Raw genomic sequence first — 16,822 nt, forward strand, 5'->3', positions numbered from 1 at the left:
AGACCATGCCGAGCCTACGACGCGGCGAATTTCTGGCGGATTTCCCTGTTGCCGATGATGGGAAATGCACGCGATCCGGTAACACGTTCGATTATCAAGCTGCTCATCGCCAATTTTGAACGATATGAGGCATTTGTGCAAAAACTGGTATAATTGGTATGATCATTGAGTTTGAATGAAATTCATCATACATATTTATCATTCTCTATTTTCCATGCATGGTGACCGACGTGCCAGAACAACAAAAACAGCGCAGCAAGTCTTCCGGGTCTCTGGTGACCAAGGTCAGCTTGAGCCTTAGAAACGCTATTGCGTCCGGCCAATATGGACCCGGCGACCGCCTGCCCAGCGAGATCGAAATGACGGAGGCGCACGGTGTCAGCCGCACTGTCGTGCGTGAGGCGGTTACGGCGTTGCGATGCGACGGGCTGGTGGAGGTTCGCCAGGGGGCTGGCATCTTCGTGCTGAAGCGCGGAAAGGAAGTCTCGTCCGCTCCCGGCGTCGATCGCGCCCGACTGTCTTCCGACCTTGAAGTGTTGGAAATCAGAACGCCGCTTGAAATCGAGGCGGCAGGCCTTGCCGCTCTTCGCCGTTCACCATCGCAGGAAGAGGCGATTTTCGACTGTCACGCCCGGCTTCTCGAATGTATTGAGCAGAACCGCTCCATTCGCGAGGCGGATCTGGCTCTTCACATCGCCGTGGCGACCGCGACCAACAATCCGCTCTTCACACAATTTCTCGAGTTGCACGGCCAGGCCGTCATCCCGCAATCCCGCGTGGTTTCCGAAGCCGCGGAAAACGACCAGACGGCCTACAGACGGCTGATCCACAAGGAACATGAGGCGATCGTCATCGCCATATCGGACAGAAATGAACAGGATGCCAAACTGGCGATGCAGGCGCATCTACGCGGCAGCCAGAACCGCTACCGTGACATGATGCGCGACCTGCGGGGCATCGCGCACAGCTAAAGACTTTCCGGAAGATCGGCGCCCCAGACCTCGATTTGCGTCAGTGCGGGAAATGGCGATGGGTCATCCGCTTTTTTAAGATCGTGCAGACGAATCCATTCCACCTGGCGCGGCGAGACTGAAAAAGTCTGGGCGGCTCCGGTTTTTTGCAAGGCGAAGCTTACGCACTCACCGTCGGAAAAGGTGACACTCGCTTGTTTCCACCATGCATCGTGGGGGAAATCCGCCCGCAGATAGAATGTCAGTTGGTCGATCATCACCGCACGGCCAAAAACAAGCGTCAATGAAGCGTCAGGATCGCGATTGATGCCCCAGCTGGTATAGGGCCAAAAACCGTGACCTGCGCTGGCTTTTTCACCATCAATCACATTGCGTGCCGCAAAGGCGGCCTCTCCGCGCGTCTCGGTACTCGCATAGACGTGTGGAAACAGGGCGGTGTTTTCATGTTCATCAAACGGGTTCAAGGCCAGGTTTCTACGGACCCCAACATCCCCGGCGAGCGCACGGCGCGCCGCGATCCGGTGAATGGCGCCGCTGAACGCCTGCGGCGGATAGGATTTTCGCCTTGAGGCGGAAGGAACGGGCAGGACGAATTCTGTCGTTCGTAAAAAAACCAGTGTCGCCGGCATTCCGGCATCCAGGGCAAGCCAGATGTGTCCGGGCTGTGAAACCTCGACGACAAGCCGATCACCCTCGCAATACTCGGCCCTGTAGACGAGAAAAACCTCGTCTTCCGCACCGGTCTGCGCCAAAATCGCGCCAGCCGCATTAACGACCTTGAGTGTAAGCTTCATCGGCACTTCCTTAAGTGATTTTCAGGCAAAGACGGTTGGCTTTAACAGGGATGAGAATGCGATAGATCACCGGCGGCCAGGACTGGCGAAGGCGGGTATCGTCGATCGATATCGTCTCAATGGCCGGGTCGCCCTCGCCGTCGCAGTCCACCTTTCCTAGGTCTGCAAAATTAAAGCCACCCGGTGTGATTTGCGGTTTTTCTGCAACCATCAGCGACAGGACCGCGTCAATTTCGCCCCGATGGTCATCGATGATTTCCACATGGCTGCCGCGCAGCAACCGGACACGGCGACGATAATGCGCGACAGTTGCTGCGGCTGGATATGCACCGGCTATATCAAAGGAAATTTCCGCCTTTCCCTCCGAGAATTCGGCCACAAAATCGCGTGCTGCAAACTCAGGTCCGGCGGATTGCATGACGCCGCCGAAGGTCGGCAGGTTGTGAAAGGCCGATTGCATCGTCCAGATGTCATAGCGCTGCGGGGAAAAGGTTTTGGCGGTGTAGGCTTCCACCCCCACATCGATGATGAATGGCCGGCCGTGTTTGTAAAGCGTGAAACTGCCGACATCGTTATGGTTATGGCTTTCGCCGTTATTGCCTGCCTTGACGGCAAGATCGAAAACACTGTCACGGGCAATCACCAGTCCGATGCCTGAATAAACTATGTCGGTCTTTGTGGGTGCCACGGGCGTAAGCGCTGACAATTCCGGTGTGGTGAGAACCGCCTGAACGCGATACCAAAGGTTCCATTCCTTCGACATAAGCCGGTCCGGTGAGCGGTTCCAGCAGGCGGCAGCGAAGGCCTGAAGCGGGGTCGAGGAAACGGCTTTGCCCAAGAGATATTCCCGCACCCCTGATGTCTCGACCTTCGCCGGCGCATCGGCGAAGTTGAAAAAACGGTCTTCTGCCACATGCATATTGAGGACGAATTCGGCCATGTTTCGCAGCTTCGGCGCATTGAAGAGCGGGGCAATCGAGCCGGGCGCGCAGCTTTCGACAATAGTCATCGCCCCGAACATGCAAAGTGCTGCATGGCCGTAATAAAGAACGCCCTCTTCGCAGGCCCCGTCTTCGGCATAATCCTTCTGAAACGCGTCGAGACTCTCAAGTGCCTTTTCAACCACCGAACGTCGCGTCGGCTGGTCTGTCGGCAAGAGCAGCGTCGAGAGCAGGACATTCTGGGTGATCCAGGCCGTCCAATTGTTCATCCGTTCTGCGCCGTTCCCCATCCACCAGAAATGTCTGTTCAGATATGGTGTCGTTATACGCCGGTCTATCTCTGCGTGAATTCTCGAAACGAGATTCGTATTTGCCCGCTCCAGCTCCGGTCCAAGCAGATGCAGGCACAACGCCAGATTGGCACCCGTTTCCGCAGCGAACAGGTCAATCACTGGGTTTTCCGGGTCAGGCAGAGGGTCACGCGGGCCGCCGCGAATATGGGAATTATGAGCGGGCAATTGCCAGCCGCTTTCCTCGCATATCAGCCACAGGCCATCGATGGTGGCATCGAGAAAACGGCCTTGCCCCTCCGCGCATTCACCAAGAACCAGTGCGTTCAGCTTCAGCCGGCGGGAAAAATAAAGCCACTCGAAACGATCACGATTGCCACTCCCGCTATATTCCCGGTAGTCGCCCGCCAGAATGGTGGACCAGGACTCGCCAAGAGCCTGCACCGCCGCCTCGATAAGGCTGCCGCGAACCGCAGCCGACGCTGAGGAGTGAATTTTTTTCGCTGTGAGTTCTGCCCCGAAATCGGCGAACCGATCGGGCATAAGCCGCATCATTTCGACAAACACGCCCTGAACCTCCCGCGCGTTCCGCAATCCGATGATTGGCTCCTATCATACGTATTTTTGAAAAACTAGAAAATTTGTCTGACTTAATGTAAAGTTGTTTGACCAATATCGATATTGTGTTATCCAGAGCGCGGGAGGCGGCAGGGTGAGGATCCCGCGCCGTTATGGAAAACGCAGCAGCCGACACCTGAGATGCGGTGAAACGGCAGCAATGGGAGGTAGGCTGTGGCAATCGCAACCGCGACCATGTCCGACAAGCAGGCGGCCCCGTATCGCAGGAAAAAAGTCCGCATCGTCTCCAGGCGGCGACGCCGGATCGAGAATGCGCTGGTGGCCTATTCTTTTATTGCGCCCAATTTTCTCGGTTTCGCGATTTTCACGCTCGGACCGATCCTTTTTGCCTTCGTGCTCGCCTTCATGCATTGGGACGGCTCCAATCCAATGCGTTTTGCAGGCCTGGATAATTTCTGGCGGCTGTTCGAGGACAAGGCCTTCATCGCGGCCTTATGGAACACGGTCATTTACACTGTCGCATCGGTGCCGGCCACGCTTGCCTGCGCCCTGGGGCTCGCGATACTGCTCAACCAGAAAATCTTAGGTCGCAACTTCTTCCGCACGGCGATGTTCTTTCCCTATGTGGCGTCACTGGTTGCCGTGGCCGTCGTCTGGAACATGATTTTCAATCCGGAGATGGGTCCGGTCAACATGTTGCTCTATACGCTCGGTCTCGATCCCGCCGATATGCCGGGATGGGCGGCGGACCGGCATTGGGCAATGGTTACCGTCATCCTCTTTGGCGTGTGGAAGAGCATGGGCTACTACATGGTCATCTATCTCGCCGGGCTACAGGGCATCAATTCCGAGCTTTATGAAGCGGCCGGTCTTGATGGCGCCAATTCCTGGCAGAAATTCATCCACGTCACCCTGCCGCAGCTCGCACCGACGACTTTTTTCGTCACCGTCATGCTGACGATCCAGTCCTTCAAGGTTTTCGATCAGGTCTACATGATCACGCAGGGCGGACCGGGAACCTCGACGCTGGTTCTGGTCTATCACATCTACAACGAAGCCTTCATTTCTTGGGACCTCGGTTACTCCAGCATGATCGCCCTCGTCCTGTTCTTCCTCGTTCTCATCGTCACTATCGTCCAGTTCAAACGGCAGCGGGAGGATTGAGCCATGCGTATCATGGGCCGGAAAATCCCCGCCACCACGATCGGCATCTATTTCACGGTGATTATCGTCACCATCGTCATGCTCCTGCCGTTCGCATGGATGCTGTCGGCGTCGCTGAAGCTCAGCCGCGATGTCTTCGCCTTCCCGATCGAATGGATCCCTTCTCAGCCGCGCTGGGAGAACTATGTCGATATCTGGACGAAAATCCCACTGGCGCTGTTCATCTACAATACATCGAAGCTGACAATCATCGTCACGCTGCTGCAATTGCTGACATCCAGCTTTGCCGCCTATGCCTTCGCCAAGCTGCACTTTCCCTACAAGAACACGCTGTTTCTAGGCTATATCGCCACCATCGCCATGCCCTGGCAGGTCTATATGGTGCCGCAGTTTCTGCTGATGCGCGAATTCGGGCTCAACAACACCCATCTCGCGCTGATTTTCCTGCAGGCCTTCACCGCCTTCGGCGTTTTCCTGATGCGGCAGTTCTACATGTCGGTTCCGAACGAGCTTTGCGAAGCGGCCCGTATCGATGGCATGAACGAATACCAGATCTGGGCAAAGATCATGCTGCCGCTCTCGAAGCCGGCGCTCTCCACATTGACGATCTTCACCTTCGTCACGACGTGGAACGACTTCCTCGGGCCGATGATCTATCTCACCAAGACCGAGCTGAAGACCATCCAGATCGGCCTGCGCATGTTCATTTCGCAATATTCGGCGGAATACGGGTTGATCATGGCCGCCTCGGTTGTGGCGCTTATCCCGGTTCTCATCGTTTTCCTAGCATTGCAGCGCTTCTTCGTCGAAGGCGTCGCTTCCACTGGCCTCAAGGGTTGATTTCATGTTCGACTTGACCACGACCGTTCCGAACCCGATCACCGCTGCGGAAATCGACGCCGCGCTCGTAGCCGCCGTCGCACAGGTCCGGCGCAATCTGCCGCAGTTCACCTACGCGGCGCAGAACCACTCGAGCGTGAAGAATTTTTACCCCGCAGTCGCCAACGATCAATGGACCGCCGGTTTCTGGCCGGGACAGATGTGGCTCGCCTTCGAACATACCGGCGACAGGACCTTTCAGCACGCGGCGCAAATTCAGGTGCAGAGCTTTCTTCATCGGATCGAAAACCGCATAGAGACCGACCATCATGATATGGGTTTCCTCTATTCGCCCTCCTGCATCGCCGCATGGAAACTGGTGGGTGACGAGGATGGCAGACGAGCGGCGCTGATGGCCGCCGATCAGCTGATGGAGCGGTTCCAGCCGATTGGTCAATTCATTCAGGCCTGGGGTCGCCGGGATAATCCCAACGAATTTCGTTACATCATCGACTGCCTGCTGAACCTGCCGCTGCTTTATTGGGCAAGCCGGGAAACGGGCCGGGAAGATTATCGCACCGTCGCCCTTGCCCATGCCCGCACCACGCTCGCTCACTCTGTGCGGCCGGACGATTCCACCTATCATACATTCTATATGGACCCCGAGACCGGCGCACCGGTGCGCGGCGTGACGAAGCAAGGCTACAGCGACGAGAGCTACTGGGCGCGCGGACAGGCCTGGGGCATTGCCGGCATGGCCATTTCGTACCGCTACGAGCGACTTCCCGCCTATCGCGAAACGTTCGAGCGGCTTCTTGCCTTCTATCTGAAGCGCCTGCCTGATGATCTCGTGCCCTATTGGGACCTGGTCTTTGCGGATGGCGATGACGAGCCGCGCGACAGTTCGGCAGCGGCCATCGTCGCCTGCGGTCTGCTGGAAATGGCGGAGCTGGAAACGCGGGAAAAGGCCAAGGAGTATCGCGAGCTGGCGAGACGCATGGTGAAGAGCCTGATGGACAACTATTCGGTCCGCGACCCGGCGATCTCCAACGGCCAGCTTCTGCACGGCACCTATTCCAAGAAAACCGCCCACAATACCTGCCGGGGCGAAGGGGTCGATGAGTGCGTCTCCTGGGGTGATTATTATTATCTGGAAGCGCTGATCCGGCTTTCGCGCAACTGGTCTTCCTATTGGTGAGCGCGAGGAACAGATGGCAAGCATTTCCCTGAAAAAACTCAATAAAAGCTACGGCGCGCTCAAGGTCGTTCACGATATCGATCTGGATATTGCCGACAAGGAATTCATCATTCTGGTTGGCCCTTCCGGATGCGGCAAATCCACCACCCTGCGGATGATTGCCGGGCTGGAGGAAATTTCCGGCGGCGAATTGCGCATCGGCGAAGACGTGATGAACGATGTGCCCTCCAAGGACCGCGACATCGCCATGGTGTTCCAGAACTATGCGCTTTATCCGCACATGACCGTCTACAAGAACATGGCCTTCGGTCTCGAGCTTAGAAAAGCGCCGCGCGACCTCATCGATACGAAGGTGAAGGACGCGGCGAAAATTCTAGACATCACCCACCTGCTGAACCGCAAACCCAAGGCGCTATCCGGTGGCCAGCGCCAGCGTGTCGCGCTCGGCCGGGCGATGGTGCGCAATCCGGAAGTTTTTCTTCTCGATGAGCCGCTTTCCAATCTGGATGCCAAGCTGCGCGGCACCATGCGGTCGGAAATTTCCAAGCTTCACAAGCGGCTGGACGCCACCTTCATTTATGTGACCCACGATCAGGTTGAGGCCATGACCATGGCGGATCGCATCGTGGTGATGAAGGATGGCCATATCCAGCAGGTGGATACGCCCCAAAATCTATATGACCGGCCGATTAACATGTTCGTTGCAGGTTTCATCGGCGCACCGCAGATGAACATGCTTCCGGTGACGCTGCACCGCCAGGGCGACGGCTTTATCGCCATATTCGACGGCAACCCATTGCCGCTGCCGGCAGGTATCGATCCTGGGCGTGTACTTCCCTACGAAGGAGAACAGCTCGTTCTGGGCATTCGCCCTGAAAATTTCCACGAATTTGCTCCGGCGGATATCGATGCCGCCAATGTCTCTCCCTTCAAGGCGACAGTGGAATTGGCGGAGCCGATGGGATCGGAAGTGCATCTCAATCTCATCTCGGGCGGTCAAAACCTCGTCGCACGTGTTTCACCGCGCTTCCGGGCGAAGATCGGCGATCCCGTTGAGCTGGTGGCCGATCTGACGAATGCGCAGCTCTTTGATCCCGCCACCGAGCGATCGATCCTTTATTGAACGGGCCGGGAGAAAAGCGATGCAATGGCTGGAAGGATTATGGACGAAGGAAGGAGCCGGGATCGACAAGAACGCCCCGCCGCCTACCGGTCTCGCCCTGTTCCTCGATATTATCAGACGCGAATGGTGGGAGATGGTGAAGCTAAACCTCCTCTTTATCATCGCCAGCCTGCCGGTCGTAACGATGCCCGCAGCAATGTTGGCCATGGGCCGCGTCTGCGTTTCTTTCTCGAACGACGAAAATACCTATCTGCTGCGCGATTTCCTTGAAGCCTTGCGGACATTCGCCCTGCGCGGCACCGCGCTTGTGCTTCTCGCAGCGCTGGTGGTCGGTGGCGGTGGTTACGCAACTGTCAGCTATGCCGATGCTGCCCGGTCGCAACTCGCCTACAGTGTGCCTTTTGCGATCAGCCTCGCAGTCACACTGTTCCTCACCCTTCTCTGCGCCTATGCCACCGTTGTCCTGGCGAAGGAGGATTTGCCGCTTTTACAGACCCTGCGGCGTGCGGCGTTTCTGGCGCTCACCAGACCATGGCCGATGCTGGCGGCGCTCAGCTTCGTCGCGGCGCTCTGGATCGCGCATATCCTCTTCTATCCGGTGTCCGTGTTTATGCCGGCAACCATCAATTTTTCGCTCGGCATGTTCGCCCTGTGTTTCGCGGCGAGAAACGTCGCCGCGCAAACGCGCCTGCGGATATCAGAACGGGCGGGGAGCGGCGTTTAAGACATACCAAAATCAAACGACATCAGTCAGGGAAGGAGAAACGGGCTATGGAGTTTAAAACAACCAGACGTGCATTTGCTCTGGCAACCGCCGGTCTCGGCATTGCCATGGGTATGGGAGGAACAGCATTCGCCGCGGGCGATGCCCCCGTCACCTTGAAATGGGCCCTATGGGATCTGGATAAGGGCGCTTACTTCAAGCCCTTGATGGAGGCCTATAAGCAGAAGCATCCGAATGTCACGTTCGAGGTGGTGGACCTCGGCTCGCAGGACTATACGCAGATGATATCCACGCAGTTGACTGGCGGCTCGAAGGACATTGACGTCGTTACCATCAAGGACGTTCCCGGATACGCCAATCTGGTCCGCGCCGGCAACATCACCGATCTCAGCGACTTCATCAAGGATCAGAAGATCGAGACGGCACCCTATGGCGGCCTGATCGAGGAACTGACCATTGACGGCAAGGTATACGCCCTGCCGTTCCGCTCCGATTTCTGGGTGGTCTATTACAACAAGGATATTTTCGACAAGGCAGGCGTGCCTTATCCAACCAATGACATGACCTGGGCGCAGTTCGATGAAACAGCCGGCAAGCTGAAGGGCGGCATGGGCGCGAACCGCATTTACGGCGCTCTGTTGCACACTTGGCGTTCGACGGTGCAACTGCCCGGCATTCAGGATGGAAAACACACGATGGTTGATGGAAACTATGAGTTCCTGAAACCCTGGTATGAGCGTGCGCTTGCCCTGCAAAAGACCGGCGCGATACCGTCCTACGCCTCGCTGAAGACATCCAATACCCATTACTCCGCGCTGTTCTTCAACGGAACGATCGGCATGCTGCCGATGGGCACCTGGTTCGTCGGAACCCAGATCGCCAAGGTGAAATCGGGCGAGTCGAAAAGCGCCAACTGGGGTATCGTGAAATTCCCCCATCCCGATGGCGTGGCGGCAGGTGCGACGGCCGCGCAGATTGCCGGACTGTCGGTCAACACTAATTCCGGCCATAAGGAAGCGGCGCTGGATTTCATTCAGTTCGTGACCGGGCCTGAGGGAGCGGCCATCATTGCCTCCACCGGCACTTTCCCTGCACTCCGAACCGACGATGTGGCTGAGAAGATCGCATCGCTGCCGGGCTTCCCGCAGGATCAGGGCAGCAAGGACGCGTTGCAGGCGGGCAAGGCCTATCTGGAAATGGCGGTCAACCCGAATGCAGCCAAGATCGAAGTCGTTCTGAACCGTGTCCATGACGCACTGATGACCGACAATATTTCAATCGATGACGGCATCAAGGACATGAATGACGGCGTCAAGGCCATCAAATAATTGCCATGGGCCGCAGGCGGAAAGCCTGCGGCCTTTTTCCTGACCCAAGAATTCCGGACATTCGTCACCGTGCCCCATGAAACCGCCGCAGCCAATCCGCTCTTTCACAATCCGCTTTCAAGCAGGGACGATCTCGCAAAGGCTGTGATTGATCTCTTCAATCCGCTGCTTGCCTGTTTTTCGGCGGGCGGCGCGCGCGTGCAGTTGGGCGCGACAGGCGCGATATTTGATTACCCGGCTGCCGAACTGGAAGGCTTTGCCCGACCGTTATGGGGCATCGTACCCCTTGCCGCCGGCGGCTATGACTTTCCGCACTGGGATCTCTACCGGCGCGGATTGGCCAATGGCACCAACCCGGCCCACCCCGAATATTGGGGTGACACCGCAGACCGGCACCAACGATTGGTGGAGCTGGCGGCAATAGGCTTTGCACTCGCCATGGTTCCCGAACACATCTGGGAGCCGCTTGCGGAAACGGATAGAAAGACCGTCACGGTCTACCTTCTGGCGGCGCGCGAGCGGGAATTCGTCGATAATAACTGGAAGTTTTTCCGCGTTCTGATCGATCTCGGGCTGGAGCGGGTGGGTGTCGAATTCGACACGGCCAAGACCCATGCATATCTCGACGAAATAGAGGCATTTGATATCGGCAATGGCTGGTATCGTGACGGGCCGGTACGGCGTGTCGACCACTATATTCCCTTCGCCATGCATTTTTATGGGCTGATCTATACCGTGCTTGCGAAAGACGATGAGGCGAGAAAAAAACGGCTCATCGAACGCTCGAGAGTTTTCGCCCGCGACATGCGCCATTGGTTCGGGCCGGACGGGGCCTCGCTCGCCTTCGGGCGCAGCCAGACATACCGGTTTGCGGCGGGTGGTTTCTGGGGTGCACTCGCCTTTTCCGGCTTGCAGGCGCTGCCATGGCCAGAGATCAAAGGTTATTACATGCGGCATATCCGCTGGTGGTCGAAGCGGCCGATCGCGGATCGCGATGGCGTACTTTCCGTGGGATACGGCTATCCGAACCTTTTAATGAGCGAGAGCTACAATTCTCCCTGCTCGCCCTACTGGGCGCTCAAATTCTTCCTGCCGCTGGCGCTGCCCGCCGATCATCCCTTCTGGACGGCGGAAGAGACCAGATCAGAAGAATTCGCCGAACCCGTTTCATTGCCGGAACCGGGCATGGTTGCTTTCCATACGCCCGGCAACGTCGTTGTTCTATCCTCGGGGCAGCAGCACGACAGGATGCGCGGCGCGCAGGAAAAATATTCGAAATTCGTCTATTCCACCCGTTATGCCTTCAATGTCGAGGCGGATGACCGGCATTTTGCCGCCGCAGCTTTTGACGGCATGCTCGGTCTTTCCGACGATGGTGTACACTTCCGTACGCGCGAGACGATGGAAGAGGCATTGATTGCCGGAGACTGCCTCTATTCCCGCTGGAGGCCATGGGCGGGTGTGGAGATAGAGACCTGGCTCGTGCCGCATAATCCGTGGCATATTAGGCTGCACCGCATCCGGACCCCACGCGCGCTGCAAACATCGGAAGGCGGATTTGCCATAGAGCGCGCCGATTTCAACCGTGACCGAACAGAAGCGGGAGAATGCCGCGCTGTATGCTACGGCCAAAGCGACACAAGCGTCATTGTCGATCTTTCGCTCGGGGCTCGTCGTGAAGGACTGTGCCATCAGGCCATTGCCAACACCAATCTCATCCACGCCAGAACCCTCGTGCCGCAATTGCGTGGCACCGTTCCATCAGGCGAAACGCTGCTTGTTACGGCCTGCATGGCGCTACCCGCCGGCAAGGCGGCAGAAGCGGCATTGGTGACCTTACCGGATGCTCCCGATCTCACCGCGCTGGAAGAGATGTTCAGGCTTGAGGGACGTCGCGTTTCCGCCTTTGCACTCGATGAAAGCCGTGCAGGCTTACCATTATGACAGACGAAACCCAGACTGTTTTCCAACGGCTGGATCGGCTGAATATCCTGACCTGGGAACGAAAACAGGAAGATATCGACCGTCCCGACCATCAGGCGCTGTTGCGCGGTCTTGAGCGCTCGGCCAATGCCAGTTTCGGGCAGGGCGTCTACATCGCCGCAAAAGCCGAGTTGCATACGGACAGGCTGGTGATGGGCGCGCAGTCCTGGATTGCCGGTTACGCAATCGTGCGCGGTGATATCGAACTTGGAGAAAACGTCTCGATCAACCCCTATGCCTGCCTTTCCGGCAGGGTGAAGATCGGTAATGGTGCGCGCATCGCCTCGCATGTCAGCATCGTCGGCTTCAATCACGGTTTTGACGATACCGACACCCCCATCTATCGCCAGCCGTTGACCTCGCTCGGCATAGATATCGGCGACGATGTCTGGATCGGCGCCAACGCAGTCGTGCTGGACGGCGTGAAGATAGGGCGCGGAGCGATTATTGCCGCGGGCGCGGTGGTGGCGAAAGACGTTCCCGCCTTGGCTGTTGCCGGTGGTGTTCCCGCCCGGGTTCTGAAATATCGCGGGGAAAAGGCAGATACGCCCAAGGTGCCTGAAACCGATCGCCTGTTGCGAGAACTCGGCGAGGAAATTGCCGGCGACTGGCTTGCCGCCATTCGCTCCTATGATGAGGGGGGCTCCTATCGTTCAGCCGATGCATCCGGACATGAGGTCGAAAACGCCAGGCATCTGTGTGATGCTATCGAGATCGCCGCAGCCTTCGGGCAGCAAGAGACCGCCTTCGACGTCGAAAGAACCGTGGCTGGCCTTCATGCTATGCAGGATACCCAAACAGGACTGTTTTTCTCTGCCAACCGCCGCCCTTCATCGCCGCCGCAACAGGACCCAACGGTCCTCTACAATATTCTGGCTGTCGGATATGCGCTCGAATGTCTTGGCGCCGGCCCGAAACAGCAGATTGCTTTCGTGGAGGAGATGCGTGCCGACGCCCTCATTCTTCTTCTGGAAGAACTCCCCTGGCAAAACCGGGCATGGCATTGCGGCGCTACTATCGACGCCATCTCCACCGCGCTTTATTTCAACCGGCGCTACTTCGTATCCGGCGACAATCTCGCCGTACTATTTGGCTGGCTGATGGTGAATGCGGACAGAACTACCGGTCTCTGGGGTGACGCGACGACCGAGCAGGGCCTGCTGCAACCGGTCAACGGCTTTTACCGCCTCACCCGCGGCTCTTACGCCCAGTTCGGCCTGCCCGTTCCCTATCCGGAAGCGGCAGTCGACTCGGTCATCGCCAATTATCGCGCCTATGGCGGTTTTCAGGGTACGGAGTTTAACGCCTGCAACCTGCTCGATACGGTCCATCCCCTGCTTCTCTGCCTGGAACAGACGGATCACAGGCGGGACGAGGCAAAAGAGATCGCCCGTGAAGTTCTGAGACGCAATAGGGGGCGCTGGCAGAAAGGCAGCGGATTTGCCTTCGCGGAAGGGCATCCTGCCGGACTACAGGGCACAGAAATGTGGATGTCTGTTCTCTGGCTTTCGGCGAGGCTCCTCGGTGAACAACAGCTTCTGCCATTCCAACCGAGAGGCATTCATCGCTTTGAACCAGTGGAAATCCTCGGCGGCTGCCGCAGATTATGTACAAATATGAATGCACATCTTGGAGTTGATTTCATTTCCTCTTGATTTACCTTGTGTATTTCCGATGATGTAAGACGGACTTGCTAAACAACCGACTCTGTACTCGATGAGTCGTGCAAATGAACATAACAAACGCCAAACAGAAATTGCTTGATTTTATGTCTGTCCGGTCCGACAATCCGGACTTGGTGAAAGCGCAATATCGCGCCTTCACCCGGCAGATGCCGATGATGTATTTCATACTGATTTCAAGTACATGGGCGCTGGCGACTACACATCTGCAACTGGCGCCGTTTTGGCTCACCATTGGAATTCCGGCTTTTTTTACACTCGGCTGCACCGTCAGGATCGCGTTCTGGTGGAGGACCCGCGGTATCGATCCCGCGCCGAAGGTGGCTCATGCAGCGCTTCAGCGCACAAATCGCCTGGCGGCCGGCATTGCCGTGGTATTTACGCTCTGGTCTTTTCTGCTGGTGCCGTATGGGGACGCCTATACGCAATCCCACGTCGCCTTCTACATGGCGATTACCGTCATATCCTGCATCTTCTGTCTGATGTATGTGCGTTCGGCGGCGTTCATGGTCACGGCCATCGTCAACGGCGCCTTCGTCATCTTTTTTTTGGCCTCACAGCAACCGACATTCATCGCCATTGCCATCAATGTTCTGTTGGTCTGTGCGGGCATGATGTCCATCCTGTTGACCAACTACCGCAATTTCGAGCGCATGATTGTTTCGCAGCAGCGCACGGAAGCGCTGAACAATGAGAACCTGCTGCTTGCCAATATTGACAGCCTGACGGAACTGCCTAACCGCCGCGCCTTTTTCGCCCATCTGGAAGCCGAGATCGAGAAAGCAAGGGTGGCGGGAACGCGGCTGGCGCTGGGCGTTATCGATCTCGATGGGTTCAAGCCGGTTAACGACCTTTACGGCCATTCCGTGGGCGACAGGTTGCTCGTCAGCGTCAGCAAACGTCTCACAGATACTCTGACGACCAGCAGGGCATTTAGACTTGGCGGAGACGAATTTGCGATCGTTGCCCCCATCATACCTGACGATGCACAACTCGTTGCAAATGCGAACGTGATCTCGGAACGGTTGAGGGAGGCCTATCATCTTCCCGAGGGGACTGTGCATGTCGCTGCTTCCATGGGCATCGCCGTATTTCCGTGCCTTGCTCTGACGCTTGAGCAACTTTTCGACCGTGCGGACTATGCGTTGTATCACGCCAAGAAAACCCGGCGCGGCGATGCCGTCCTCTTCGATGCGGAGCACGAAAAGCAGATCAATATCGAAGCTCGTATCGAACATCTGCTCAAGCAGAAAGAGATAGAAAACGAGCTTTCAGTCGTGTTCCAACCGATCGTCGACATACGCGATGGAAGAGCTGCGGGCTTTGAAGCACTGGCGCGCTGGCACAGCCCGGTCCTTGGGCATGTCCCGCCTGCCCAGTTCTTCGCCATTGCCGAGCGGGCCGGTATCGTCAGCTCGCTGACGCGGCCTCTTCTTCGAACCGCTCTCGCTTCCGCATCGGTATGGGAGCCATCCCTTAGACTGTCCTTCAACCTCTCGGCCCATGACCTCAATTCCTGCGAAGGCGTGCTGTCATTGATCGGCATCATCGAAAACAGCGGCTTCGACGCAACACGTATTGACCTTGAAATTACCGAAACGGCCTTTGCGCATGATTTCGAACAGGTCAGGCAGTCGGTCGAAATGCTGCGGCGGCTCGGTTGCGGCATTTCGCTGGACGATTTCGGCACCGGTTATTCCAGCCTGACACGGCTGCACGCTCTCCCCCTCACCAAGATCAAGATTGACCGCAGCTTCGTTACGGATCTGCACGAAAAGCCAGCCAGCTACAAAATCGTTAAATCGCTGCTCACGCTCAGCCGCGACATGGGGTTGGAATGCGTGGTGGAAGGGGTCGAAACACTGGAGGAACTCGCGGCCCTTGAAGGTCTCGGTGCTACGCTGGTGCAGGGTTATATCTATGCGGCACCACTACGAGAACAGGATGTCCGTGAGTTTCTTTCCGGACAGGCAAAAAAGCACATGATCCTGTCAGCCTGAAGTGGCCTGGGTTTTTCGGCCCCGATTTTCCGGCTGCGATGCCTGCCTGCTGATGTTGATCCGGGGAAGGACAGGAAACAGGGCTCGGCTACTTCTATCATGGCGTAGAAATGTCTGCTTTGAATAGACATGTTTGCTTTTTCTGCCCGGCAGGTTTTTAGCGTCCGCCTTGTTTTCCGCGCAATCCAGGCGCAGTATAGGCTTCGTTGTGCTGGCAGCACGGCTCCCCGGTGTCAGAGAGGCACCGCCTCTTCTTCGTTGTCCTTTAGTGAATGTTTGCGCTGACGGTGCCGTATTTCTTTGCGGTAATCACCGAGATGTCACCTATTGCGGCACGAGCATGCTGGTTGACGGGCGATTACGCTGCCACCAGTTGCACAACGCAGACCATCTGCATTTCTCCAGTGCCATTTCATGGCATCTGGTCGTTTCGCTCCTGGATTTTCTTGGTACCACCCGGACACGACACCGCATTTAGTCCTTAGGGATGTCTGGCTCAAGCACCACTCCGATCGATAGGGACTTTCGACCGAGAGACAGGAACGCAGCAGTCGCAATGTAGAATAAAACCGGCTCCACGCGGATCAAAGCCGCGCTGAAGCCTCGGATGAAAGGCAAGACCATGAATAGTTATAACGACCAAAGACGCCAGGCGCTCAGGATCGAAGTTTGGGAGAACGAAGGCGGGACTTCCGTCGCCGATACGGTTGACTCCCAATATGGAAGAAGGATCGAGAGGGACCAAACCTGGACCATATATCATGTATTCACCGGTGTGCCGGTACGGGTGGGTGGCCGCAGGCTGACTGAACTCAGCATATCGGAAGCAACCGATGGCATGCTTTCACTCAATCGTCGTAACGTTTTGCGAAGGGAAGAACGCAGCAGGTGTGAAGCATGACACTGGCTTTCCCCAACTCGGCCCGCAGTTTTGACGATGTGCGTAAAGCTGTGCGGTTTTTCGGCCATGACGGCATGTTCGAAATCCGGTTTTTTGTCGAAGCCGCTGCACTCGCTAAGGGCGGCGTGCATGCAACAGGCATGTCGGAGGCCCAATGCCTTTCGTCTTTTGACGCAATGCGCACGCCGATCTACGAGGCTGCCAAGAAGGTGTATGCCAAGTACCGGCGCAATTTGAACGTCCTGACGACTTCCGACTTCGGCTAGAGCACATCCTGTTTAAACAAAATTGTCTGACGTGCTCTAGCTATTTGTTTTTACGCATT

The 16,822-nt window shown here is 56.9% G+C and carries 14 protein-coding genes; 12 read left to right on the plus strand and 2 right to left on the minus strand.

Annotation, left to right across the window (positions count from 1 at the left end):
- Nucleotides 1–218 precede the first annotated feature (218 nt).
- The gene (locus ACQZ45_RS22205; RefSeq protein ID WP_025595140.1) at nucleotides 219–971 is read left to right on the plus strand and encodes a FadR/GntR family transcriptional regulator; all 753 of its coding nucleotides are present in this window, start codon (nucleotides 219–221) and stop codon (nucleotides 969–971) included.
- Here ACQZ45_RS22205 and ACQZ45_RS22210 read toward each other — a convergent pair.
- Both ACQZ45_RS22210 and ACQZ45_RS22215 read right to left on the minus strand, forming a co-directional pair.
- A complete protein-coding gene (locus ACQZ45_RS22210) occupies nucleotides 968–1,765 on the minus strand; it encodes a DUF7402 domain-containing protein (RefSeq protein ID WP_060642835.1) in 798 nt (265 codons plus the stop codon). The two genes, ACQZ45_RS22205 and ACQZ45_RS22210, sit on opposite strands and share 4 nt — an antisense overlap.
- 10 nt (nucleotides 1,766–1,775) lie before the next feature.
- The gene (locus tag ACQZ45_RS22215; protein ID WP_025595138.1) at nucleotides 1,776–3,563 is read right to left on the minus strand and encodes a heparinase II/III domain-containing protein; all 1,788 of its coding nucleotides are present in this window, start codon (nucleotides 3,561–3,563) and stop codon (nucleotides 1,776–1,778) included.
- A gap of 246 nt (nucleotides 3,564–3,809) precedes the next feature.
- Here ACQZ45_RS22215 and ACQZ45_RS22220 point away from each other — a divergent pair, with 246 nt between their 5' ends.
- The 11 genes from ACQZ45_RS22220 to ACQZ45_RS22270 all read left to right on the plus strand — a co-directional run bounded on the left by ACQZ45_RS22220 (nucleotide 3,810) and on the right by ACQZ45_RS22270 (nucleotide 16,763).
- Complete coding sequence (locus ACQZ45_RS22220) at nucleotides 3,810–4,739, plus strand: carbohydrate ABC transporter permease (protein WP_236759678.1); 930 nt, start codon at nucleotides 3,810–3,812, stop codon at nucleotides 4,737–4,739.
- Between the two features lie 3 nt (nucleotides 4,740–4,742).
- Nucleotides 4,743–5,579, plus strand: a complete 837-nt coding sequence (locus tag ACQZ45_RS22225; RefSeq protein WP_003518288.1) for a carbohydrate ABC transporter permease — start codon at nucleotides 4,743–4,745, stop codon at nucleotides 5,577–5,579.
- Between the two features lie 4 nt (nucleotides 5,580–5,583).
- Nucleotides 5,584–6,756, plus strand: a complete 1,173-nt coding sequence (locus ACQZ45_RS22230) for a glycoside hydrolase family 88 protein (protein ID WP_003518286.1) — start codon at nucleotides 5,584–5,586, stop codon at nucleotides 6,754–6,756.
- A 13-nt stretch (nucleotides 6,757–6,769) separates the two neighbouring features.
- A complete protein-coding gene (locus tag ACQZ45_RS22235; protein ID WP_448742553.1) occupies nucleotides 6,770–7,879 on the plus strand; it encodes an ABC transporter ATP-binding protein in 1,110 nt (369 codons plus the stop codon).
- 19 nt (nucleotides 7,880–7,898) lie between these two features.
- Nucleotides 7,899–8,603, plus strand: a complete 705-nt coding sequence (locus ACQZ45_RS22240) for a DUF624 domain-containing protein (protein ID WP_003518282.1) — start codon at nucleotides 7,899–7,901, stop codon at nucleotides 8,601–8,603.
- A gap of 47 nt (nucleotides 8,604–8,650) precedes the next feature.
- Entirely contained in the window at nucleotides 8,651–9,931 is a 1,281-nt protein-coding gene (locus tag ACQZ45_RS22245; RefSeq protein ID WP_013762202.1) for an ABC transporter substrate-binding protein, read from the plus strand.
- A gap of 69 nt (nucleotides 9,932–10,000) precedes the next feature.
- Nucleotides 10,001–11,875 (plus strand): DUF2264 domain-containing protein, encoded by a 1,875-nt coding sequence (locus ACQZ45_RS22250; protein ID WP_025595137.1) that lies wholly within the window; start codon nucleotides 10,001–10,003, stop codon nucleotides 11,873–11,875.
- Nucleotides 11,872–13,569, plus strand: a complete 1,698-nt coding sequence (locus ACQZ45_RS22255) for an acyltransferase (RefSeq protein WP_025595136.1) — start codon at nucleotides 11,872–11,874, stop codon at nucleotides 13,567–13,569. Before ACQZ45_RS22250 ends, ACQZ45_RS22255 begins: the two co-directional genes overlap by 4 nt.
- Before the next feature lie 74 nt (nucleotides 13,570–13,643).
- The gene (locus tag ACQZ45_RS22260; RefSeq protein WP_013762205.1) at nucleotides 13,644–15,596 is read left to right on the plus strand and encodes a putative bifunctional diguanylate cyclase/phosphodiesterase; all 1,953 of its coding nucleotides are present in this window, start codon (nucleotides 13,644–13,646) and stop codon (nucleotides 15,594–15,596) included.
- A 607-nt stretch (nucleotides 15,597–16,203) separates the two neighbouring features.
- On the plus strand, nucleotides 16,204–16,497 hold the full coding sequence (locus ACQZ45_RS22265; RefSeq protein ID WP_025595135.1) for a hypothetical protein: 294 nt from the start codon (nucleotides 16,204–16,206) through the stop codon (nucleotides 16,495–16,497).
- Entirely contained in the window at nucleotides 16,494–16,763 is a 270-nt protein-coding gene (locus ACQZ45_RS22270) for a DUF1488 family protein (RefSeq protein ID WP_013762208.1), read from the plus strand. Before ACQZ45_RS22265 ends, ACQZ45_RS22270 begins: the two co-directional genes overlap by 4 nt.
- Nucleotides 16,764–16,822: the final 59 nt, after the last annotated feature.

The organism is Agrobacterium sp. 16-2014-1-2a (genome assembly GCF_053522705.1).